Origin of the sequence: Citrobacter sp. RHBSTW-01013, from assembly GCF_013781985.1 — a bacterium.
Taxonomy (GTDB): domain Bacteria; phylum Pseudomonadota; class Gammaproteobacteria; order Enterobacterales; family Enterobacteriaceae; genus Citrobacter; species Citrobacter braakii.
In genome coordinates this window covers 813,087-836,269 of the sequence record NZ_CP056185.1, presented here as the reverse complement: position 1 = coordinate 836,269, position 23,183 = coordinate 813,087, and the positions used below count along the sequence as shown (strand labels likewise).

Genomic DNA, 23,183 nt, shown 5'->3' with positions numbered 1-23,183 from the left:
ACATAGCATATCAAACCAACAACAACCAAAATAAATAACAAACCACATAATCGCAACAAGCTAAATAGCTGCGCCTAATACCGCTACACTTTTGCCTGACCATGTTTTCCTCCGGGGAATGGGCTGGCGGTTTCCATAAAATGGCGGACCTTTTTCAGTAACTGCCACATTGAGCGGCACTGATGATTACGGGTTATCGTGTCATGAAGTGCCTGCCATAGCCGTTCCACATGATTCACCCACGGCGAGTAAACCGGCTGGTAAATTACCCTGAACTTGGGATTTGCTTTCAACCAGCGCTGTGTTTCGCGGCTTTTATGGATAATGTAGTTATCAACGATCAGCGTGATTGTTTTCGCCCGCCGGTAAGTGGCTTTCAGGTGCTTCAGCAGAGCGATAAACAGCGCTGAACTTTTGCTGTTGCCGCCCACGTAGCTGACTTTACCCGTGCCACTGTGCAGTGCGCCGGCCAGATAGTATTTTTCGTTCTGCCCCGGCGTCACTACCCGTTTCTGCTGTCCGCGCAACTGCCAGTCCGCACCGATTTTAGGATTAAGGTGGATATCCACTTCATCTTCATAAAATACCGGATGCTCTGCGCTGCATTCATCCAGCGCTTTGTGGATTACCGCCATCTTTTCATCTTTATGTGGGTCACGGATACGCAGAGTTGGCGCGGCCCTGCGCCATACAAGCCCCGCAGATGGCAACCAGCGGCGAACGGTTCCTGCATGTAACTGGCAACCGGTTATCTCATTGATTTTTATTGCCAGTAATTCGGTGCTCCAGCGTGAACGTTGATAACCAAAATCGCCGGGAGAATGCTTTATCAGCTCACGTAACAGGGTGCAGATATGTTCAAAAGGCCAGCGTCGGGAGCGCCCTGCGGGTAAGGATTTCAGGCCTTCAATACCTGAGTGCGTAAACCAGTTAATCCAGCGACCAACGGATGAACGGGCACAACAGAGAGTTCTGGCAACATCGCTGACCCGTTCACCCCGATGAAGCATCAGCATGGCCGTGAGTCTGCGGGCATGATTTTTATCGCGCGTTTTATGAATAGCTTTCTGCATCAGGCGTCGTTCGCCACGGGGTATTGGTGCTATGATCGGCATCGCTCAGTCCGGTTGGTGGTTTTGGTTGGTTTGGCGATTGATCAGATCGCACAATCCGGGCTGAGTTCCCTTTCAGTGATCTACTATTCCGCGCAGCTATTTAGACTTTTGCATATATCTATTCCCGACTTCTAATTTTTTTAACCCTCGACAATATAATATTTCCATCCGACTCTGAGAATATCAGATCAACAGCATCTATATCTTTTATATTTAATAAAGAAAACATTAACATCACCCAGATATCAAATTCTCCATGAATACCAATATATAACTCAGCATAATACTGCTCAAGATTTTTATTGTGTTCGTTAAGAACAACAGCTGCCTTAGCTACATCTTTTTTATTGCTATTTTTTCCTATCAAAAAATTATCAACCATCCCGACACTGGCCTGATAAAAAATAAAATTGTTAAGATCTTTGATCAGATTATCTTCATTTGTAGAAATAGATCTATATAGTCTTGCCTTCTCGGCAATATTATTCTGTTTAATTAAAATCGCTGGAGCAAAAAGAAAAGCACACATACCATCCCCCGTACCAGGATGTTTATTATTAATATCCGTTGACTTTTCCCCTACAATAATTAATCTAAATTTATCCTCCGTAACACTTAGCCATTCATCAATATTTAATACATAGTCGTGTAAGATAAATTCACTGCTATTAATTGTAGCATCAGAGAGGCCAAGTTGTTTCCAGGCCAATAAAAAAGACTGCCATGTTGAAACCCCCGATACCTGACCAACAATAAAATTAATAATTAAACCATTTTCAGAAGTAACATCCATTAATCTAGCTCTTATGGGAGCTAATAACTCATGAAATAAAGCAGTATAGCCAATCGATTCTGGGAAATTTAACGCCCTGGCCCCAATTGCATTGAACTCATTTTCTTCAAGTAAATTTAGCATCTGAGAATCTTTGGGAAAGAGATAACTATAATCTACAACACTTAAATAATCAGAAGCCCATTCAGACCACTTACAATCAATATTAGAAGCTTCCGTTAATATCATTTCATTTTTTTCAAGAGACAATCCTCGCTGAAATAATCGAAGACCTAAGTATATAATGAATGCTAAAAAAATAATTAAAGATATTACAAAAGCATAATAAAAAGACTCATTATTATGAGTAATGTAATATAATAAACTGAATAGCAGAACAACAGTTATTAACAATGAGAAAAAAATACCACTATCGCGGCCCCACCTAATAGAAGGTACAGGTTGTATTATCTTTTTATCTGGAATATTCCAACTCATTTTAACTTACCAGACCCCCGTACAGGGAAGTGTTGAAATAACATAACAACCACATTGGCAGATACATTTATGCACGGCTACTGGTTTTCCATCTGAGATCCACTCTGGAGAACCCTGGATTATCTTATTTACGCCATGAAATGGAATTGGGCATATAACAGTATCACCAAGCAGTGCAACACCTAAACCATCGATAATTATCGTTGACGAAACAGAAATCACTTTACCACCACTACTTAATGGATCATTGAGCCTGACCAAACCTTGAAACATAAACCCTCACTATAAAAAATATAACTAGCGACATATAAACTTTCGAAAAAGATAAAAGCACACCTTCCTACACATTTATACAATTAGATAAAGATCAGATAATATTAATATCTTTCCCGTCAAAAACATTAGCTTTAAAATTCAAAACTTAAATAATTGTCAACTAATAGTAAAAAAACCACCATCCTGATTTAAGTAATCGAACAGACCGCCCTTGCTTCTTAAATTCTTTTATATTTTTCTTGTCGAGTTTCCGAAGATCAATATTCGTCACATTATCCCAGCCAGCAACAGTCAATATCTCCTCCGTCAACTGTTCTTTCGGAAAGGGGTGGCGTCGCCAGATTGCCCATATTGCAGGAAGGATATACAGAAAGGTTCCCATGGTCAGGAACATCGTTACCCCACTCACCATTTTTTCACTAACAATCCAGCCATCCTGATAAATAAACACTATCAACATCAGAATAATTAACAAAATAACGACCGAAATGGGGACTTTCATCCCGTCAATTCGTGCCCGTCGTACTCCCTGGTAACACCACGGTGGCATAGTCAGCGAGCGCGCATGCGGCCGGACAAGGGCATAGACCAGGTACTCCTCTCCCACCGGCGCGGCAATCAGTTCCACTTCCTCACCTTCCCGACAATAGGGCGCTCCCAGCCACCCCGAAAACTGCCGACCGTTGATTTCGCCAGTAACGTACCACGCAGCAGCTGGAACCCTGTCTTCATTGCTCGCCACCATGCCCTGCGCCGTTGCCGCTGAGCCCATCGAGGCCAGCACCATCGCGGCAGACGCCATGTTCTCATCCTGCCTGCTGAAATACTCCCACGTCTGCGGATAGGCTTTGGTGTCAAAATAGTGCGTCAGGCAGCGCTGGTGATAGTTTTTCACCACTCCCCTGACCTTTATCAGCGGGGCTGGCGGGGGCAGTATCGGGTCCGGTGGCATATCAGCCAGCGCTTTTGCCAGTTGCTTTTCTTCACGATACAGTTCCGCCAGCCGTTTTTTATGCTTCTTCTTGCCTTCCGATTCATAGTACGCAATGGTTTGTCTTAATTTTATCCATTCCCTGCGCTCCCGGAGATAGTTTTCTTTCACATACCCTTTACCCTTCTCCAGCCCCCGGATATAGGCCCGGGGCATATCGGCGAACAGTTCATCATCTTCTGTCATAATATTTCGTTGCTCCAAAATTAAACCACAGCAGGGACTTCCGGCTCATCATAGATAATAAATGGCCAGTAAATTATTGGTTTTCCACGTTGTTGTTTTTTACCTGAAGATAATTGACGTGTGCTTTCTTGCAGTGAATTTCGGGCCTCATCAATAAACATATTTATTTTTTCCGGCGCATAACTATCGATATCAATCGAATTATCATCACCAAACAAACTATTCTCAATCCACGACTGTAACGCATCACGTGAATAATATTCAGTCAAAATATATTCAGCCACCATCAATAACAGGGCAACCTCCCACGAAGCCAACAACCCTACCCATTCGACACCTAATTTTGTTAATTGTGGTGCTGCGGCTTTTCCCAGCCATACGGCCAATCCCCCTCTAGCGGTATCCCAACCAAAGCGTTCAATCAACACCGACATCAATTTCCCTTCCGCTTTGGCAATAATGGCAACATCACTAAGAGTCTTAACTAAATATAAGCCGGTAAATGCCCATTTTTTACTGGAATTCGGTAAGCTAACTTTATTCAACAATGTGGAAAAATCTAATCCCAGCGAAAGGCCGGCACTTATCAGCGAGCATCCTGCGCCAGACATTTTCATGTAGTGGAGACTATTTTTCTCTTTAAGAATGACCTCCATTGCAGGTGTTGCAATATCAATAATCCCGCTTGCCGTTGCCGATATTGCGCTGACTACCTTGGCATAGTCAGAGGGTTTATTGTTAAAGTTATCGAGTTGGTTATACAGTTCGACCACATTGAAAAATAAAACAAAAATTCTAATACTGGTCACCGCATAACCAGAAGATCCTGCAGGCTGGCGAAGATAATCTGCATACGCTTTTTCAAGTGCGGCATATTTATTACTCGCCACCCGGAGACGATCAGCCCGAATGGCTCTTTGCGTGCTGTAAAAAACAGTGCCAGTAATGTAAGCCCTACGCTCCGTTGCCCAGCCAAAATATTTACTGAACAACATTTTTGTTTCTAACTCTGACTTTCCAGAAGATAGCGAAAAAAGAGTTCGAACTATAAGGTCATTCATGGTATTGAGCACAGGTCCAATCCGTGATACGGAAAAAAACCTGGTCCCCACGGTAACCATGTGCTGATCTATTTTATACAGCACTCTTTTCGAGAATACGGCATTGCTATCCAGAGGTTTTGAAATTTCACTCGTTGCTTTTTCAAAACCTTTAAATATTTTATTAAGTTTAGCGCCATTCTTCTCAAAAAAGTAGAGCACATCATTTTCAGAAACCGGAGATATGCTACACTGTTGCAAGCTAGCCAATAATGGCTCTGCATCTGCCATTATTTCTGGATTATTATAAAAATGTGTTCTCCAGACGAGATTAGTTTTACTTGCCGTGGTATATGCGTCGATCCAGTCATCCAGCAATTTTACACCTGATGGCGACTCATTAAGCCCAGCCATCGCGAATGCAGCAATTTCACGATAGTTTGCATTATCAACAGGGTCATTAGAGAAAAAATCCTGTAACATTGTTATAAATAAAGAAGTCTGTAACCATTCACAACGATAGATAATCAGTTTAGCGAGTTGCTCATCAATTTTTTGTGTAAGATCAGCACAACATTTATTAAAAGAATCCCATTTGCTCTGATTGATCATTCGAGCATATTTAGACCAATCATTAGCGACCTGGTGTTTTTTATAAACTTCGTTTTGTTTTCCCTTTATCTGTTTTTCGAACTCTTCGCGAGTTAGTATATCCTTCGGATCTGTTCCTTTAGATTTCTCATTCTGGACATACATGTAATAAGAATAATCCATTGCAGGAGGAGAGATATATGTTTCCTGGGGTAATACAGAAAGCTGGGCTTCAACATTCTGTTCCGAGCTTTTGTTAACAATCTCCTTAACACCGTTTATCAGATTCTGGGTACAGAACTCCAGAGCGCGTTCATCACCGAATATCTTCGCCATCGCCAGGACATCGTTCGTCCATCCCGTCAGCTCATGCGTTATCCCTGTTGCATCATGCAGCGCCATCAGCAACGGTGTGACCGGGGAACCGTCTGGCTTCACACCCCGTTCCTTCATCTGCCGGATTGTGTTTCCGACCACTCCACTCTTCCACGGGTACAATGTCTCCTGCGGCCCCGGCTCTTTGACTATTGCATAGCGTTCATTCACACACTGGCTGACGCGTATTTTATTATGGGTGCCATAAGGTAACCGCATTCCCGGGCTCAGCATGCTGCCCTGCGCCGGAATGTAATCCAGAACACTGACAAGATTCGCTGTGGTTGCCTCCGTTATTTGCTGTGAAGCCTGTGGCGCCCTCCAGTTCGATGAACTCACGCACTGCATTCTGCTCTGCCGTTGCACGCCATCGCTCGCGTAACGCTCCAGCGTATTTTCCGTCCACGGACACTGCGTGAATGCTATCCAGATGTCATTCTCCAGAACTTCATAGGGCAGCGTCAGAAAATCCTTTCCGCCATTACTGTAGGTTCCCTGCCGACAGTCAGGCTCTGATTTCTCCAGGACATTTTTCGCCGAAAGCTGTTTCCACAAACTGCCGTCATCACATACCGACCACGCCTCCCAGTCCGTCAGATACGGATAGTAGATATAGATATATCCTCTGCGCATTGCGCGCAGCGCATAGTGGTAATTTTCGTTTTCCACCGGGTAAGCCGATACTCCTGGTGTTGCCCACTCCGGTAACGGTTCTTTAATATATTCAGGAATCACCGCATAGCGTACGGGTAGTAATGCCGGTCCCTGTGACATACAGTCACATTTATGATTTTTCATCTCACCCAGCCCGATATATTGCGCAGAATTTCCTGCGTTCGCGACAGTTCATTTTTTTGCTGCAGATAGTTATGAAGCGGATATTTTTTATTGCTGCCTTCCAGACTTCTTCGCAACCCGTCCGAGAATTTCAGTTCTTTTTTCATAATTTATCCAGACCGTTAAGAACCATTCAGCATCCTTATTAATAATAAAAAATGCCTGCTCTTATTCCTGAATGATCAAAGGGCGTACCTTTGCGCAGAGGGTTTGGCGGGATCTCTGTTCGCTTCCACTCTTTTTTTCGCCGTTTATGTAGAGTTTCCAGGTTAATATCCGCCACGTTTTCCCAGCCCAGCAGGGTGAATATCTCCTCTGACAGCGTTTCTTCCGGTAACGGTTTGTGTTTGTAAATTGACCAGGCCGCGGGAAGCAGACACAACCCCAATGACATAAGACAAAACACAGCCAACATCATGTAAAATTCCGGGTCAGAAAATGCCTCCCATCCATTATGAATATGTATAACTGCAGGAGTTACTATTGCCAGGCTCAGATAGCAAACCCGCAACGGGATACGCACTGCCGCCCGGCGCGCCTGATTCTTTCCCCGGTAACACCCCGGCGTCATGCACAGGGACTGCTCCTCCGGCCTGTGGATGGCATACACCAGATACTCCTCGCCGACCGGTGCCGCCAGCAGTTCCACCTCCTCCCCTTCATAGCACCAGTGACATCCCAGCCAGCCCGAAAATCGCCTGCCATTAATGCGTCCGGTCAGATACCAGGCCCCGCACAGCGGCCTGTCATAGTCCTGCAGCAGGGCCGAAGCTGTCCCTCCCGAGCCGCTGGCCGCCCAGACCACCGCCGACGCCGCCATCTTCTTTTTATACCGGGTGTAGTAGGCGTTTCCTTCAGGATAGGACAGAACGTCGAAATGCTGCACCACCCGCCGCTGCGTCAGTTTTTCTATGACGCCCCGAACTTTAATCAGCGGTGCCGGAGGCGGCAGCACCGGGTCCGGCGGGGCGTTTTTCAGCGCCTCCAGCAGCTCTTTCTCTTTCAGGCGAAAATGTGCCAGCCATTTTCCTTTTTCATTTTTGGCCTCGATATTGCGCAGAATTTCCTGCGTTCGCGCCAGCTCACTTTTTTGCTGCAGATAGTTATGAAGCGGATATTTTTTATTGCTGCCTTCCAGACTTCTTCGCAACCCGTCCGAGAATTTCAGTTCTTTTTTCATAATTTATCCAGACCGTTAAGAACCATTCAGCATCCTTATTAATAATAAAAAATGCCTGCTCTTATTCCTGAATGATCAAAGGGCGTACCTTTGCGCAGAGGGTTTGGCGGGATCTCTGTTCGCCTCCACTCTTTTTTTCGCCGTTTATGTAGAGTGTCCAGGTTAATATCCGCCACGTTTTCCCAGCCCAGCAGGGTGAATATCTCCTCTGACAGCGTTTCTTCCGGTAACGGCTTATGTTTGTAAATTGACCAGGCCGCGGGAAGCAGGCACATCACCAGCAGAAAAACTATTGTGCCTGCTATAAATATATAGAACATAGGATCGTAAAATGATGCCATACCATCGCTACACAGCAATGTTATGAGGACAACGGCCAGGCACAGATAGCAAACCCGCAACGGGATACGCACTGCCGCCCGGCGCGCCTGATTCTTTCCCCGGTAACACCCCGGCGTCATGCACAGGGACTGCTCCTCCGGCCTGTGGATGGCATACACCAGATACTCCTCACCGACCGGCGCTGCCAGCAGTTCCACCTCCTCGCCTTCATAGCACCAGTGATACCCCAGCCAGCCCGAAAAACGTCTGCCGTTAATGCGCCCGGTCAGATACCAGGCCCCGCACAGCGGCCTGTCATAGTCCTGCAGCAGGGCCGAAGCTGTCCCTCCCGAGCCGCTGGCCGCCCAGACCACCGCCGACGCCGCCATCTTCTTTTTATACCGGGTGTAGTAGGCGTTTCCTTCAGGATAGGACAGAACGTCGAAATGCTGCACCACCCGCCGCTGCGTCAGTTTTTCTATGACGCCCCGAACTTTAATCAGCGGTGCCGGAGGCGGCAGCACCGGGTCCGGCGGGGCGTTTTTCAGCGCCTCCAGCAGCTCTTTCTCTTTCAGGCGAAAATGTGCCAGCCATTTTCCTTTTTCATTTTTGGCCTCGATATTGCGCAGAATTTCCTGCGTTCGCGCCAGCTCACTTTTTTGCTGCAGATAGTTATGAAGCGGATATTTTTTATTGCTGCCTTCCAGACCTCTTCGCAACCCGTCCGAGAATTTCAGTTCTTTTTTCATAATTTATTCTTACAATATGTAATATGACCATGCCGATATTTATTCAATGAATTTATTTGAAAATATAATTCAATTCTGTTTACTGGTAGATTCTATTTTACGTACGCATTCCATCAACGATTTTCCACATTTCACTATAAGTTCTGTTTTTTTTTCTTCAGAGTAGCTATCAATATCTTTCGAAAATTTTTTGCCAAACAGCGTGTTCTGCAGCCAGACTTGAATTTCATCTTCAAAAAAATACTCTTTCAGGGCATAATCCACTACCACCAGTAACAAAGCGAACTGCCAGGACGAGAAGACACCAATCCACTCAATACCTAGCGCATAAACCGTAGGTGCAACTGCGCGTCCCAGCCACATATCCGTACTGCCGACAGCCGTACTCCAGCCAAATTTTGACATTAAAGCAGGCATAACTTTGCCGCTGAGTGCAATAATGGTCGTTACGTCATTAAGGATTTTTCCCAAATATAACACTCTGTATGCCCATCGTTTACTTATTGATTTTTCATCTTTTAACTGGTAAGCATCTGAAAAATCAGCCCCCAACGATGCAATGGCATTAAGCATTGCACAACTGGCCCCTACCCATTTCAGTTTCGGAAACGATTTATCATCTTTTTTTATGACATCCATCATCTTACTGACAATATCAACCGCACCTCCCGTGGTGGCGAATCCTGCAGCGACCAGTTTGGCAGAACTGGAAAAGTCATCACGTTTAAAATGATCGGCCTGGTTATATAGCTCCGCCATATTAAAAAAGAGCACCAGGAAATTGATACTTGTCGCACGATAAGCATTTTTTTTCGCTCCCTTGATACTGAATTCCGCAGTCGCCTTTTCCAGATCGGAGAACCGCACCTGAGCGACTTTTAAGCGCCCTGACACTCTGTTTTTCTGAGGATTAACAAAGAGAATTTCGTTTACATAGTAACTACGCTCAGTCGCCCAGCCAAAATATTTACTAGAGAAAGATTTTATTTCAGCTATTGTTTTACCTGCTGAAAGAGAACAGAGCGTTTTAACGACAAGATCGTTTATGGTGTCCAATTTTGGTCCCACACCCGAAACCGAGAATAATCGTGAACCCAGCGTTGCCATATGTTGGTCAACTTGATACAACACTCGCTTTGACCAGACTGGATCATTTCCAAGTGGCTCATCCAGCGCAGCTGTTGCTTTACTAAATCCTTCGAATAATTTAACCAGGTCGCCGGATTTTGACTCAAAAAATGCTAATAAACTTTGTTCTGTGACCTGCTGACTCACTCCTTTGCGTACTCTGGCAAGCAAGGGTTCGGCAACAGTCATTAACTCAGGTGCATTATAAAAATGTGTACGCCAGACAAGGTTATTTTCATCAGCAGTTGAGTAATCTTTTATCCAGTCATCGAGTAAACTCACACCAGATTTCGCCGCACCTAACCCAGACATCGCAAAAGCCGCAATTTCACGAAAGTGCAAATTATCCTGTGAAAGATCAGAATAAAAGTCCTGCAGTGTACGAATAAAACATGGAGATTTAAGCCATTGACAGCGGAAAGCAATTATCACTTCGAGTTGTTTATCTATTTTTTGTGTCAGGACCTCACTACAATTAATAAACGAATCCAGGCTCTCTTGCTTTATCTTTCTTTTATATCTGCGCAGGTTATTTGCCACCCGCGACCTTTTCAGATTCTGCTCCTGTCTTTTCTTCGCCTGACGCTCAAATTCTTCCCGGCTTAAAACATCCGTATTGCCTTTCCGTCCCTCGTTCCAGACATACATTCCATATGCGTAATCAATATCGCGAGATGTTGAAAGTGAACCACCCAATGCCGCGAGCTGCTCTTCCACATTCTGCTCAGCACTCTTTTTTATAATCTCCTTAACACCGTTTATCAGATTCTGGGTACAGAACTCCAGAGCGCGTTCATCACCGAATATCTTCGCCATCGCCAGGACATCGTTTGTCCATCCCGTCAGCTCATGCGTTATCCCTGTTGCATCATGCAGCGCCATCAGCAACGGTGTGACCGGGGAACCGTCTGGCTTCACACCCCGTTCCTTCATCTGCCGGATTGTGTTTCCGACCACTCCACTCTTCCACGGGTACAATGTCTCCTGCGGCCCCGGCTCTTTGACTATTGCATAGCGTTCATTCACACACTGGCTGACGCGTATTTTATTATGGGTGCCATAAGGTAACCGCATTCCCGGGCTCAGCATGCTGCCCTGCGCCGGAATGTAATCCAGAACACTGACAAGATTCGCTGTGGTTGCCTCCGTTATTTGCTGTGAAGCCTGTGGCGCCCTCCAGTTCGATGAACTCACGCACTGCATTCTGCTCTGCCGTTGCACGCCATCGCTCGCGTAACGCTCCAGCGTATTTTCCGTCCACGGACACTGCGTGAATGCTATCCAGATGTCATTCTCCAGAACTTCATAGGGCAGCGTCAGAAAATCCTTTCCGCCATTACTGTAGGTTCCCTGCCGACAGTCAGGCTCTGCTTTCTCCAGGACATTTTTCGCCGAAAGCTGTTTCCACAAACTGCCGTCATCACATACCGACCACGCCTCCCAGTCCGTCAGATACGGATAGTAGATATAGATATATCCTCTGCGCATTGCGCGCAGCGCATAGTGGTAATTTTCGTTTTCCACCGGGTAAGCCGATACTCCTGATGTTGCCCACTCCGGTAACGGTTCTTTAATATATTCAGGAATCACCGCATAGCGTACGGGTAGTAATGCCGGTCCCTGTGACATACAGTCACATTTATGATTTTTCATCCCTGTTCTCCTGCATATTCTAACTGTAAACTTCTTAATTAATGCTCTTCACGAATTTCATTCCATTGCTGTTCTGTGACATGGGACGTGATTTGAATAAAATTTCCTCTTTCACTTCGTTTATTTATTTCAAGCAGTTTTTTAATAACGCTATGGTTATAAAATTCCGGAGCTACATTAATTGAACACTCACCCCATTTAATAAGATCTTCTATATCAAAGAAAGCACACAACTCGGCTTTTTTAAGTGAATTTCTTAATACCTTAAACACCTCTACTTCCGAAAATCGTTCACTACTCAAATGCGCTAAGCGATAATTACAAATAATCTTATTCTTTATCCCTACAAAATTTATATCACGCCAATTGTCAGCACTCAGCGATAAAGTATATGAAAGTCGCACTTGATTATTAGATTTATTTATTTTATTGATAAACTGTCCATCGCCATCAATAAAACTCCACACTTCAACTGGTCCTAACAAACGTCGTTGTTGCCAATCATCCAGGATGGAGAAAAGAGAGATTATAATTGCGGGGTCATAATACCGAAGCAATACATCTTTGCCATCACACTGTTGGATAGCGACTTTTCCCAGATAAGCAGCGAGATTTATAATATTTTCTGCACAAGTAAGCCAACCACAAATCATCCTGCCCTTACCCAGCAGTATCTCATTAGGTTCTATCTCTTTCAGAGCCTGCATAATACTTTCATGTAGTATATTACAATCAGCAGGTAAAGATAGATCCAGTGAAACCAAACAGGGTTCAAATTCAGCTGATAGATAACGAGTAGCAACAGGTACCCTTACAACATCCCTACTTTTTATTTTATCATAGAATGACGAATCTTTATTCCTCAGTCTTATAATTGCAGTATCAATCATTAATATGCAATTTCTATTTAACGTTATAAAATGATTAAATATTTGTTCACCAATGTCATCCCCTCGTTTTTGCATTGCCGGTAAGGAGTAATCATAAGTTATTAAAGATTCCTTCATTTGCCCTCCATTAACCCAGCGTCACGGTAGGGCTTTGCGTACCACCAGCAGCATCAATGGCGGTGGCGCAAGGATCCGGTAACTCTATGCTAGCATTCAATGTTGCAGGAGCCATTTTCTGAATTCCAATACTCTTTACGCGAACATTGCCTGGCGCCCCTACTTCTATTTCACCATCTTTAAGCCTGATATATGCACCGCCACAACTGAGTACTAACTCTGTCGCTGCGGTAATAATCACCTGCTCATCTTTGCTGGCTATACTCAACGTTTTCTTTGCCATGAGATCCATTGCATCTCCCTGAGCCTGAATCTCCACTTTTCCTTTGCTGGCAAAAATTTTAATCCCCATCCACTGAGCGAAAAGACTTATTGTTTCTTTCACACCAAGGCGGAATTTTTTAGCGACACTGACATCCGCGTCCGCTCCAGAGGTTACAATGATATTCTCACCTGATGAGAGTTGGATACTGGCGGGAGTCACCTGAGCGATACCGGCAGGAGCAGAAAAAAGTAAAGCCTGTTTCTTGAGGTCTGTCATAGACTCCATCAACAATGCTTTTTGCCTCTCGATATCAGCCAGTTCTGCTTTCGCTTTTTCTGCCGCAGAATGAATACCTTTCGCATCCTGAAGCGCAGCTTGTAAGTTCGCTACTGCTTCATGCATATCTAACTGCAAACCTCCAGCTAATTCCTGACGATCGGCGCTGATAAAAATCCCCTTCCCTGCCCGAATAGCTCCCCACTGGTCTGTACGTAGTTCAAAGCCCTCTCCCCGCATCGCGCGCTGCGCATCCACGTTATGCCCCAGGTTCAGCTGCGTCTTCCCGCCGTACTCAGTGCTGAGCTTGATGTGCTCCTCGCCCCGTTTGTCCTCCATGCGCAGTTTGTTATTGGCGGGCGTGCGGATGACGTTGCGGGTGTGGTTTGCCTCCGTCACGTGGTCAGGATGTCGGGAGTCATGCAGCGCATGGGCGATATAAGGCCGGTCCGGATCCCCTTCATGGAACGCCACCGCCACTTCTGTGCCCTGTATCAGCGGGAAGTGAATACCGTAGGTGTCGCCGCCATAGGGTTTGGCAAGGCGCAGCAGCATGCTCTCGTAACCCTGCTGTTTGCTGTCCTGGTCGGCATCAAATTTCACACGATACAATCCCTCCGCCGTCTGATGCGCGTAGATATCTCCGCTCTTCGGGCTGCTGACCCGCGCCGTCAGCGTACCGCTGACCTTTGGTCTTGCCTTCAGCGCCGGACGCCAGCACTGCGTCTCACTGTACGGTACCGCCGCCAGCGTCACCTTCAGCGCATCCTTCCTGCTGCCGCTGAACCCGGTCCGGATGACCACCACCGGCTGCTGCAGCACGCCCGGCAACGTCGATGGCACGCTGCTGTCCGTTATCGTCAGCACCTGTCCCGGACGTAACCCTGCATCCGTGCTGGCACCCGTTATCAGCGTCTGCTCCGCCAGAAAACGCTCGTGGTCCAGTCGTGCCCAGAAGTTCCCGGTTTCCGGTGCCGAGCCGGATGCGTCACCCGTCTCAAGATGGCGTGGTTTGTAGTGATACACCTCGCCATAACGCATTTCCTCGCCTTCGCCACCGGTGATATCCGCCCTCGCCGACTGCAGCACCTTCTGCGCTTCGCGATGGTTATAGTCTTTTGTGGTCACTCCCGCCGGTGCCACCTGCTGCAGGATTTTCAGTCCCCAGACGGAGTCCGCCCCGCTGTCGCTCATTCCTGACGGGCTGTTCAGCGCCAGCCGTTTATCAAATTCATACGCGCTCTGCTGGTCTGCAAAATGCACCACTTCCGTCCGGGTGTCCGGCTGCAGCGTGAAGAAGTAAAATATCCCCACTTCCGCCAGCAGACGCTCAATAAACGCCAGATCGCTCTCCTGATACTGATTTATCTGCTCACGTTTCGGATAACTCTGCGTCAGCGTGAATTCATACTCCCAGCCATGCAGGGCGTGCTCCTGCAGGATTTCACTCACCACTTCCGGAACTGATTTATTGATAAAAAAGCGGTGTGTGCGGAACTGTTTATCAAGCAGGGAAAGATAAGGCGTTAACGTAATATGATATCTTGATTCATCGGCAGAACCAGATAACCGCTGAAAATCAGTTATCACACCATGAACTATTTTTTGCGTCGTCATAGATGCCAGCTTGCTAGCATCCATCGTCAATGTTGCCATCTGACGCAAGAGCTGATTTGCCTGAATATCCTTATCCGCACTGGTAAATAAAATATCATAGTAATAATTCCGACTCAGTCCTTCAGAGCCACTGAAATCCTCTACATCCAGAGCAGAAGAGCAAGAAGAAATAGATAAAAAATATCGATTAAGCGTGGTTATCACTGCTTGCTGAGACTTATCCATAAGATTAACTCCTTTCAACACTCAATATTTCTCGATGTTAAAAATCACTTATCCATCGCAGAATAAGGTCTGGCTATTTCCATATCGGTAAGATGGATGTTAAAAATGCGACCATTAGAGAATTCAACCCCGCTAACAATACTTCGCGGCCTGTCACTTGAATAAGGAATCCCTAACGTATACGTAACTACAAACTGCCCACTATCTGGAAAAATATAAACATCTGGTGTTATGCACCATTTATTTTCAAGAAGAATTAGTGGTGGGTTTAGCATAAATTTTTCGTTACCAAAATCAGCACCTCTACGTGTAACCGTAATGATACTTGGTTGGTATTTCTCAGAGTCCTTCACCCAGAAGCAGATATTATTTCCAATCACGCTAACCACGGCTTCCTCATCAGTAAATGCTCTGTCACCATATCCAGGGCAACCAGAAAGAATTACCAGGCAGCAACTCAGCACACTGAAAGTAAAAAATGCTCTATTTTTTATCACCAAGGGAATCCTCGAAGGGTGTTTTTATAAGCGTCTCGGATCACGCTTTTATGAACATCCCCATCTAAAGTCACAATATGCTTCAAACGCATATTTAACCAAGCGTAGTACCCTGCATTTTGCAATATAAAATTGTCTGCAATGATTTGGGCCTGCTGTTCCATGGGATATTCACTTAGAAGCCGTCCATCCAATTTATACCGATAACTGACTAACCAACTCACCAATCCTCTACAGATAACATTCATGCCTTTTTCTCGTTGCCAGACATGACTCATTTCATGGATAAATAAGTGTTGATAATGGGGTAACGTCTGAGAAAAATCTTCACGATACTGTTCACGAAAGTAAATCTCACCGTCAGGAGCCATTGCCGTATTCGAATCCTGTAGATTAAAAGGCAAATAACTGTCCCTATGGATCCACACTTTATGATACTGGATAGTTGAAAAAAATACGGTCTTTGCTAGGGAGGGTGCGAATAAGTACCCTCCGCAACGAAAATGAAACTTTTAGTCAATTAAATTCAATCACTTACATAGGCGTTTTTTTGCGTTTGGTGACTTATTCGCACCTTCCCTAGTTCAATCTCCCCAGGTGTAAGCGTTCTGAGTCCCCCTTCCTTAATATTTTTAGTCACTCTCAAACTCCATCATGATGCCCTTGGAGTCATCCCAGCTAAGGTGCAACGAGTATGCTTTTTGCTGCTGGGAAAGATACGTTAACAACTGCTGGCTGAGCACTGGCAAGATTTGTTGATTCAGCAGGCTATCAATATTCCTCGCCCCCGTATCCGGTAGCAGACAAGCGGCAGTCAGGGCATCAAAAAGGTTCTCGGATATCGTCGTAGTGATGCCGTAGTGACGCAGTAATCGCTGTCTAACTTGATCCAGTTTCATTTGTACAATCGTACGTAACGCAGGTTCACTGAGCGGATGGTAGATAATAGTCTGGAAGCGGGCCAGTAGCGCCGGCTGGAAATGATCGCGCAAGAGGGGGCGCAGCAGCTCGTGCAGATCGGACTCCGTGGTTTCCGGCTGTTCTTCCAGCATCTGCATCACAGCGTCGCCGCCAAGATTGGAAGTCATCAGAATAACGGTGTTGCGAAAATCAATTTCTCGGCCTTCACCATCTCGCATGAAACCGCGGTCAAATACCTGGTAAAACAGGTTTATGACGTCGCGATGCGCTTTTTCTACTTCATCCAGCAATACCACGCTATAGGGGCGTTTTCGCACGGCTTCAGTCAGGATCCCTCCCTGACCATAACCCACATACCCCGGAGGTGAGCCCTTGAGTTGGCTCACGGTGTGCGACTCCTGATACTCAGACAGATTAATCGTGATCAGCGACTTTTCACCGCCAAAGAGAATGTCAGCCAGGGCCAGCGCCGTCTCCGTTTTCCCGGTTCCGCTTGGTCCAGTTAGCAGAAAAACACCCTGTGGGCCGTTTTCCGGAGTAAGTCCTGTTTTTGATGCCCGCAACCGCTGTGCGATAGTATTTAGCGCGTAATCCTGCCCGACAACGCGGTTTCCCATCTGGGTTTCAAGCGTCAGCAAGTCTGTCTGGGAGTCCTTCATTAGTGAAGACAAAGGTACACCGGTCCAGTCGGCGATCACCGTAGCAACTGTGCGCGCGTCTACATCCGGAAACAGTAAAGGATGGCCCTGCTGAAGCACACTAAGCTGTTGCTGCAATTCAATCGTTTCCGCCTGACGAGAAATATCACGGCGGCTGGTCAGCAGTTGCTCAGTGAGCGCTATTTCCAGGCCATACTTGGTTTCCAGTTCATCAAGCTCGACAAGCAGGCGATTTTCATGCTGTTCAATGCTGGCCAGCCTTTCATCATACTGACCATTTCCTACTGCGATGTCTGCAAGCAACGCCTGTTTTTCAATTTCAAGCGCGGTGATCTCCGACTTCAAGCGCGTAAGGGGTTCAGGAACGGTATCAAGGCACATCCGTACTCTTGCGCCTGCGGTATCCAGCAGGTCGACGGCTTTGTCGGGTAATTGCCGCCCGGTAAGATAGCGGCGAGAGAGCAGAACAGCAGCTTTAACCGCTTCGTCGGTGATGTGAACGCCATGGTGTTCTGCATAGCGTGATTTCAGACCACGCAGCATTAAACAGGCAGTGTCATCATCCGGTTCATCCACTTTAACCATCTGAAAACGCCGCTCCAGCGCAGCATCTCGCTCAAAATACTGTTTATATTCGCTCCATGTGGTCGCTGCGATGGTTCGCAATTCACCTCTAGCCAGAGCGGGTTTTAGCAGGTTGGCTGCATCAGCTCCCCCCGCCTGATTACCGGCCCCAATGATGGTGTGTGCTTCATCGATAAAGAGCAGAACAGGAGTTGGCGATTGCTGAACGGCATCAATGATATTTTTTAAACGCTGCTCAAACTCACCTTTCACTCCAGCACCTGCCTGCAACAGCCCAAGATCCAGCGTTCGTAAGGTTACTGTTTTCAGGCTATCCGGCACGTTACCTTCAGCAATACGCAGCGCCAGCCCCTCCACCAGAGCGGTCTTGCCGACGCCGGGTTCCCCAACCAGAATTGGATTGTTTTTTCGACGACGAGATAGCACATCCACCATTTGCCGAATTTCATTATCACGACCAAATACCGGATCGATATCACCGGCACGCGCTTTCGCGGTCACGTCTAATGTAAATTTATCGAGCACACCTTGTAATGCGGGCGACAAAGTCGACTGGGCCAGATTTCGCCCCGGTTCATCATCAGAGGTAAACTGCGCCAGAGCGGCCTCTTGCTGTCTTTCAGGACGTTCATCCGACTGAACATTTAATAGCGGCAGGAGCCGTTCCAGTTGAGTATGTCCTGCGCTCAGAAGAGGCCACAGGCCGTCACACTTCAGTAGCGAAGGCTTTCCCACCAGCGCCATCAGCAGATGCACACCACGTATCTGCGAATTTTCATCCGTTGCTGCACACAGCCACGCTTGTTGCATTAAAGAGAGGAGTACATCAGACAACTGCGGGCGGCTTTTTACGGAACGAGGCTGAACATCCAGATGCGCCAGCAGCGACTGCCAGAGATTGTCGATATCCCATTCATAACGACGTGCAATGACAGTAATATCGCCCTCCCCCTGTTCCAATAGCTTCAGTAACCAGTGTTCGGGAGTGATTTCTGCATGCGCACGCGTTTGGCATAACGATGCCGCCGCTTCAAGCGCCTGAGCACAATAGGGGTTGAGACGTCGTAATAACACTGCTGACTGGTGTTCCATTTGCTTCCTGACTCCCTGTATTCAGGCACGCTACCGCCCGTGGCCGTAACCCAATGCCCATAAGGTAATAGTGACGTTGATACTCTCTGCTAAATCCCCGCGCCGGATACTCAGCAGAGGGCATAAAAAAAACGGATGAGGAAATCCTCATCCGTTAGTGCGTTACGCGGTGGTACGCTCGTTCCAGGCGTCAGAATGGATAATGTTGCCATCCTTATACGTCCAGACGATCTTCTCGTAGCGCAGTTCAATCTGTTCCAGGTGGTTATGCTTCTCTTTAGCCGGATCTTTGATGTCGTACATCACAGGATTTACTTTCACCACTTTCACGTTGTGCAGAGTGGTGTTGAAGTATTCCACTTCCTGACCAGCATCATTGATGCGATACCATTTGAACTCTGCCTGACGCAGGGTCTGACCAGTGGTTACAGCCTTGTACAGATAAGGGCTGGAAGCATCGATTTCCTTAGTGAAAAGAAACGGGGTATGGATGCGCGTCCCGGTCAACTTACCGGTGTTGTTATCGGTAGGGATGTACAGGTTATGTTCCTGAGCCACTACTTCGATACTGCCCACACGGTCTTTCACATCAACAGAGCCCTTAATATCCGCACCGCCGTCGTCTTTCAGCCAAAGGTAGACTGGAATTGCCATAACTCTTTCTCCATTTTTACTTCGTTAATGCGTCACCGCCTTGCGGTGACGGTTCCTTCATGCCCGACACCCGACAGGCATCAGCCTGCGGTACCAGACTGATCTCTACACGGCGGTTGGCAGCCCTCCCCTCCGGCGTATCGTTGGTTTTGTAGGGACGTAATTCGCCGTAACCCTGAACAGCAAAACAGCTCTCCGCGACGTCACCGGTATCACGCATCCAGTCGCGAACAGATTCCGCGCGTTTGAGAGAGAGCTGCTGATTAGATTTATCGTCACCCACATCATCGGTATGCCCGGCGATGACTATCAGCCAACCGGGCTTGGCTTTGATATTGACCAAAGCTCGAATGAGTATTTTTGTTGAACCCGCTTTTAACGCCCATTCGCCCGTATCAAACAGCGACATACTGTCCAGTCGAACGGTATGCGGGGAGATCACTTTCGGTTTTTCAGTTGGCAGCCAGTCGCTGATGGCGGCCTGCAAAGGCGGGATCAATCTCATCCCCTGATACAATCCCATTGAAAGAGAAAGGGGCTCACCACGCTGATACCAGCGATCAAGCCGCTGTGCATCACGACGAAGCTGTTCCTGGGCCTGAATCTTTGGCTCGGCAGGATTGCCAGTAAGATGGCGGTATAACATCAGATGATCGTTTGTGATCCTGATGAGATGTTGGTTATTGATAAAGCTGCACGTCATCGCCAGCCCGACAAAAATGCCGCATAGCAGACCGCTTACGCCCAGCGTTCGTTGAAATGCTGTCAGTGCCCGGCGGCGGGATAAAAAAGGCAACGCTAAATCAGGAAAAGGCAGCATTACGGGCGCTGCTGATGCCGCAGGAGAAAGCGTTGTTTGAGCAGTGATATGCCGTTGCCACAGATTATTTTCGTAAACCGCTAATGAGGTGAAACACACAACCCGTAAAGCAGAGAAAAGAGGCGGAGCATGGCGCTCGGTATCGCCTTGCACCTTCTTCAGCCAGCCCAGTAAATTATCTAACCACACTGCATGTGTTAGATGAGAATGGCGAGCCGGGCGCTCTTCGGAAGAGAAAGGTGCAAAGTCGTCTAATCCCGTAGCTGACTGCACCTCTGCATCCTGAGGGGTTCGAATAAACCAACGTACAGTCTCATTACATTGAGGAGAATTCAGCCAACAGCACAACCAAAACGGCGGTATACCTGATAACCAACGCCGGCTCTGGGTTACCACACGCCGCCAACTGAGTAGCATATGCTTAAGCGCATCTTCATCTTTATGCCGTTCCGGGGTCAATGCCAGCATCACGGACACGCGCATTAGAAGGCCCGGGCGCTGCACAGCTATCTGACGAACCAGAGCAATAAAATGTTCCGGGGACTGGACAGATAAATACCAGCCCTGCGAACTCTCGCAAGAATCGCTACGTCCGGCAAACAATGGCTCATTGTCGCCACACACCAGCACGACAGGCCCACTGAAACTCTCCGGAGGGAGCGCAACTTCACGGGCAGAATGCTCAGGCTTCAACCGACCATACTGACGCCAGCCATAAACGATCCCTGGAATGGAAAGCAATAAAACAATGACGGTAAGGCCGCCCCGGATACCCGCACTTACTGGGCTGAATCCCCAGACCAACAGCAAAGCCAGTACGGCCGCCAGCACATAGTTAACGATCCCTCGCAACTGGGCCATGTCTTAACCCTGCCCAATCAGCTGAGCAATCTGCCCTTGTAAGACATGAGAAAATGTTAGCCACAAAGCCCCCAACGCCAGCACGCCAACAATCCATGCCAGCCACCAGCGGCGCTTACCGCCAGAGAAGCCGGACGCCCGCATGATTACTGTTGAATCGTGTTTTAACTTAAAAGGCATTGCCTGAGTTGACAGCGCTTCAAGAACATCTTCACGACGTTCATCACCCTGCTCACGATAGCGACCCACAAAACCAAGCGTGATTGCGCGATAAAAGCAGGTTAATACGGCGGTATCAGGAACGGGCTCGCGCAGTACGGTACGGATGCGCTCCCAGAGCTCTTCCCCGGCATTGGTGGTATTGAAATAGCGTGCCTGTAAGGGTGTCGCAAGCCAGGTGATATAACCGCTATCCTGCCGGTTACGGTTCAACACGCTTTCATCCAGTAACGCACATTGGGTGTAGAGCATATGTTCAACGCTGTGCTCGCTGTACCCCAGATCACGCAATGCATTACGCGCAGAATCAACCCATTGGCAGGCCCGGCGATAGAAAGCAGCTCCATCGTCGACTTCCAACCCGCCACGTAGCTGGCTTACAGCAAGCCATGTTGGCCAGAACACCTGATCAATATCCTTATTCATTTATTTCAATCCCTTAATACGGCGAATAACTCGAGTTGAATCTCTCCCAGCGTTCCCGGCACATAGAAGGCGCAATTACCAGCGTCCAGCATGGCCTGAGCTGCTGGATGATTAATCTCAAGAGCAAAGTATTGATTTTCCAGTCGTAACGGGATGGCTGCGGGGACATGCGTCAGCGGTTTTAACGGAATTCCGCTAAGTGCTACATTGACTACATCAGACACGTCTGCCCGGCTCCCTGCTTTACAGAGCTGTGGAAATTGCGTCAGTAGGACATGCGCAGGGAGATCTGAACGAACGGACAGGTAAAAATCAGCGCCTTCACGCAGTCGAGCATCCGACAGTGCGCCATTCCAGAACTGTCTCTCCTGCGTCAGCTCAATAGCGACAACACGAGATGGCAGGCTGGCTTCCAGCAGTTCCACCAGCAATGCAAACAGTGGAGGGAATACTTGCTGCGGATTTGCGTGCTGGTATGGGGGCACAACGCTGACATCATTTTCTAATGAAAAGGTCAGCAGGCTGCCCGCTAACCGCGCCAGTTCACGCCACAAAAGTTCGGGGTGACGGCCTGGGTTTTGCAGCATTTCTCTCAGTACAGGCTCCGAGCTATTAAGCGCATTCAGCAGCCAAAACAACGAAACATCTGCTACCGCAAAATCCGCCATTCGTTCGTTACTTTCACGACGCAAGGCCATCAGACGGCGACAACGGGCCTGGATGCGATGCACCAAATCACTGAGAGAATTGATTAATAAGGGGCTGGCTGAGAGTGAAAGCGATGGCGGTAAAAAATCGCGTCCCAGCTCCCATTGCCCCTGAGCATTACGAGTCAGGCAAGCTACCGGACAGGTCAGATAAGCGCTGTTATCATCGTGGGCATACCGGAGGGTGATAGCATGCCGCAGCACTGCCATATCAGTCCGTTCCTGACCAGAGAGATCCTGCACTGGCAGCCATTCCTGCTGCCAGCGACACGGACGGCTAACGCCGTTGCCTGACGAAAGATTGCCGCCATTAGCCGAAAGCAGCGGCAACGCCAGGACGATATCAACGCTGCTGTAACCAGTAAGATGCGATAAATCACACGCCGGAGGCAGGTTATCTGAAATACCTGTATCCACTAACGTACCGTCAGGAAAACGCACAACCAGATTAACGGGATTCAAACGGGAAACCGTTAGCGCACTTTCATCAAACTCCGCGCTGATGACGCCCCACGGTGATGAAAGTGACATATGAGCCACAACGTCGGCTACATAGGCATCCCAACGTGTCTGTTGCTGAAACTGCTGGGGAGCCAGAAAGGCCCCCTCGCTCCATAACGGGCGATAGATCTTCATCGCA

General features: G+C 47.6%; 17 protein-coding genes and 1 pseudogene. All 18 read right to left on the bottom strand.

What is annotated here, in order from left to right:
- Nucleotides 1-83: 83 nt before the first annotated feature.
- The 18 genes and pseudogenes from HV350_RS04115 to tssK all read right to left on the bottom strand — a co-directional run bounded on the left by HV350_RS04115 (nt 84) and on the right by tssK (nt 23,179).
- Entirely contained in the window at nt 84-1,115 is a 1,032-nt protein-coding gene (locus tag HV350_RS04115) for an IS630-like element ISEc33 family transposase (RefSeq protein ID WP_046092923.1), read from the bottom strand.
- 118 nt (nt 1,116-1,233) lie between these two features.
- On the bottom strand, nt 1,234-2,385 hold the full coding sequence (locus HV350_RS04110) for a hypothetical protein (RefSeq protein WP_181629843.1): 1,152 nt from the start codon (nt 2,383-2,385) through the stop codon (nt 1,234-1,236).
- A gap of 6 nt (nt 2,386-2,391) precedes the next feature.
- A complete protein-coding gene (locus tag HV350_RS04105) occupies nt 2,392-2,658 on the bottom strand; it encodes a PAAR domain-containing protein (protein WP_072034040.1) in 267 nt (88 codons plus the stop codon).
- A gap of 163 nt (nt 2,659-2,821) precedes the next feature.
- Nucleotides 2,822-3,838 (bottom strand): putative type VI secretion system effector, encoded by a 1,017-nt coding sequence (locus HV350_RS04100; protein WP_047414993.1) that lies wholly within the window; start codon nt 3,836-3,838, stop codon nt 2,822-2,824.
- A gap of 20 nt (nt 3,839-3,858) precedes the next feature.
- Nucleotides 3,859-6,618, bottom strand: a complete 2,760-nt coding sequence (locus HV350_RS04095) for a T6SS effector BTH_I2691 family protein (RefSeq protein WP_249418027.1) — start codon at nt 6,616-6,618, stop codon at nt 3,859-3,861.
- A gap of 20 nt (nt 6,619-6,638) precedes the next feature.
- Entirely contained in the window at nt 6,639-6,788 is a 150-nt protein-coding gene (locus HV350_RS04090; RefSeq protein ID WP_160312189.1) for a hypothetical protein, read from the bottom strand.
- A gap of 38 nt (nt 6,789-6,826) precedes the next feature.
- Complete coding sequence (locus tag HV350_RS04085; RefSeq protein WP_181629840.1) at nt 6,827-7,861, bottom strand: putative type VI secretion system effector; 1,035 nt, start codon at nt 7,859-7,861, stop codon at nt 6,827-6,829.
- 38 nt (nt 7,862-7,899) lie between these two features.
- Nucleotides 7,900-8,931 carry a putative type VI secretion system effector gene (locus HV350_RS04080; protein ID WP_181629838.1) on the bottom strand — a complete coding sequence of 344 codons (1,032 nt, stop codon included), beginning with the start codon at nt 8,929-8,931 and terminating at the stop codon, nt 7,900-7,902.
- 69 nt (nt 8,932-9,000) lie between these two features.
- Nucleotides 9,001-11,712 (bottom strand): T6SS effector BTH_I2691 family protein, encoded by a 2,712-nt coding sequence (locus tag HV350_RS04075; protein WP_181629835.1) that lies wholly within the window; start codon nt 11,710-11,712, stop codon nt 9,001-9,003.
- Nucleotides 11,713-11,750: 38 nt separating this feature from the next.
- On the bottom strand, nt 11,751-12,719 hold the full coding sequence (locus HV350_RS04070; protein WP_181629834.1) for a DUF4123 domain-containing protein: 969 nt from the start codon (nt 12,717-12,719) through the stop codon (nt 11,751-11,753).
- A 10-nt stretch (nt 12,720-12,729) separates the two neighbouring features.
- Nucleotides 12,730-15,102, bottom strand: a complete 2,373-nt coding sequence (gene vgrG, locus HV350_RS04065) for a type VI secretion system Vgr family protein (protein WP_181629832.1) — start codon at nt 15,100-15,102, stop codon at nt 12,730-12,732.
- Between the two features lie 44 nt (nt 15,103-15,146).
- Complete coding sequence (locus HV350_RS04060; protein WP_181629830.1) at nt 15,147-15,599, bottom strand: putative T6SS immunity periplasmic lipoprotein; 453 nt, start codon at nt 15,597-15,599, stop codon at nt 15,147-15,149.
- Nucleotides 15,596-16,072, bottom strand: a pseudogene (locus HV350_RS04055) (type IV secretion protein Rhs); the annotation flags it as partial. The gene HV350_RS04060 and the pseudogene HV350_RS04055, both read right to left, overlap by 4 nt.
- A 159-nt stretch (nt 16,073-16,231) precedes the next feature.
- On the bottom strand, nt 16,232-18,856 hold the full coding sequence (gene tssH, locus HV350_RS04050) for a type VI secretion system ATPase TssH (protein ID WP_181629826.1): 2,625 nt from the start codon (nt 18,854-18,856) through the stop codon (nt 16,232-16,234).
- 162 nt (nt 18,857-19,018) lie between these two features.
- Nucleotides 19,019-19,510 (bottom strand): type VI secretion system tube protein TssD, encoded by a 492-nt coding sequence (tssD, locus tag HV350_RS04045; protein ID WP_003024437.1) that lies wholly within the window; start codon nt 19,508-19,510, stop codon nt 19,019-19,021.
- Between the two features lie 16 nt (nt 19,511-19,526).
- Nucleotides 19,527-21,191: an OmpA family protein gene (locus HV350_RS04040; protein WP_181629825.1), complete on the bottom strand. Its 1,665-nt coding sequence runs from the start codon at nt 21,189-21,191 to the stop codon at nt 19,527-19,529.
- Nucleotides 21,192-21,194: 3 nt separating this feature from the next.
- The gene (gene tssL, locus HV350_RS04035) at nt 21,195-21,836 is read right to left on the bottom strand and encodes a type VI secretion system protein TssL, short form (protein ID WP_181629823.1); all 642 of its coding nucleotides are present in this window, start codon (nt 21,834-21,836) and stop codon (nt 21,195-21,197) included.
- A gap of 5 nt (nt 21,837-21,841) precedes the next feature.
- The gene (gene tssK, locus HV350_RS04030) at nt 21,842-23,179 is read right to left on the bottom strand and encodes a type VI secretion system baseplate subunit TssK (RefSeq protein WP_047499236.1); all 1,338 of its coding nucleotides are present in this window, start codon (nt 23,177-23,179) and stop codon (nt 21,842-21,844) included.
- Nucleotides 23,180-23,183: the final 4 nt, after the last annotated feature.

Coding starts and splice junctions, on each gene's coding strand:
- tssH (WP_181629826.1), bottom strand. CDS start 18,856: ATGGAACACCAGTCAGCAGTGTTATTACGACGTCTCAACCCCTATTGT.
- tssL (WP_181629823.1), bottom strand. CDS start 21,836: ATGAATAAGGATATTGATCAGGTGTTCTGGCCAACATGGCTTGCTGTA.
- tssK (WP_047499236.1), bottom strand. CDS start 23,179: ATGAAGATCTATCGCCCGTTATGGAGCGAGGGGGCCTTTCTGGCTCCC.
- HV350_RS04075 (WP_181629835.1), bottom strand. CDS start 11,712: ATGAAAAATCATAAATGTGACTGTATGTCACAGGGACCGGCATTACTA.
- vgrG (WP_181629832.1), bottom strand. CDS start 15,102: ATGGATAAGTCTCAGCAAGCAGTGATAACCACGCTTAATCGATATTTT.
- HV350_RS04115 (WP_046092923.1), bottom strand. CDS start 1,115: ATGCCGATCATAGCACCAATACCCCGTGGCGAACGACGCCTGATGCAG.
- tssD (WP_003024437.1), bottom strand. CDS start 19,510: ATGGCAATTCCAGTCTACCTTTGGCTGAAAGACGACGGCGGTGCGGAT.
- HV350_RS04080 (WP_181629838.1), bottom strand. CDS start 8,931: ATGAAAAAAGAACTGAAATTCTCGGACGGGTTGCGAAGAGGTCTGGAA.
- HV350_RS04105 (WP_072034040.1), bottom strand. CDS start 2,658: ATGTTTCAAGGTTTGGTCAGGCTCAATGATCCATTAAGTAGTGGTGGT.
- HV350_RS04070 (WP_181629834.1), bottom strand. CDS start 12,719: ATGAAGGAATCTTTAATAACTTATGATTACTCCTTACCGGCAATGCAA.
- HV350_RS04110 (WP_181629843.1), bottom strand. CDS start 2,385: ATGAGTTGGAATATTCCAGATAAAAAGATAATACAACCTGTACCTTCT.
- HV350_RS04095 (WP_249418027.1), bottom strand. CDS start 6,618: ATGTCACAGGGACCGGCATTACTACCCGTACGCTATGCGGTGATTCCT.
- HV350_RS04090 (WP_160312189.1), bottom strand. CDS start 6,788: ATGAAAAAAGAACTGAAATTCTCGGACGGGTTGCGAAGAAGTCTGGAA.
- HV350_RS04085 (WP_181629840.1), bottom strand. CDS start 7,861: ATGAAAAAAGAACTGAAATTCTCGGACGGGTTGCGAAGAAGTCTGGAA.
- HV350_RS04040 (WP_181629825.1), bottom strand. CDS start 21,191: ATGGCCCAGTTGCGAGGGATCGTTAACTATGTGCTGGCGGCCGTACTG.
- HV350_RS04100 (WP_047414993.1), bottom strand. CDS start 3,838: ATGACAGAAGATGATGAACTGTTCGCCGATATGCCCCGGGCCTATATC.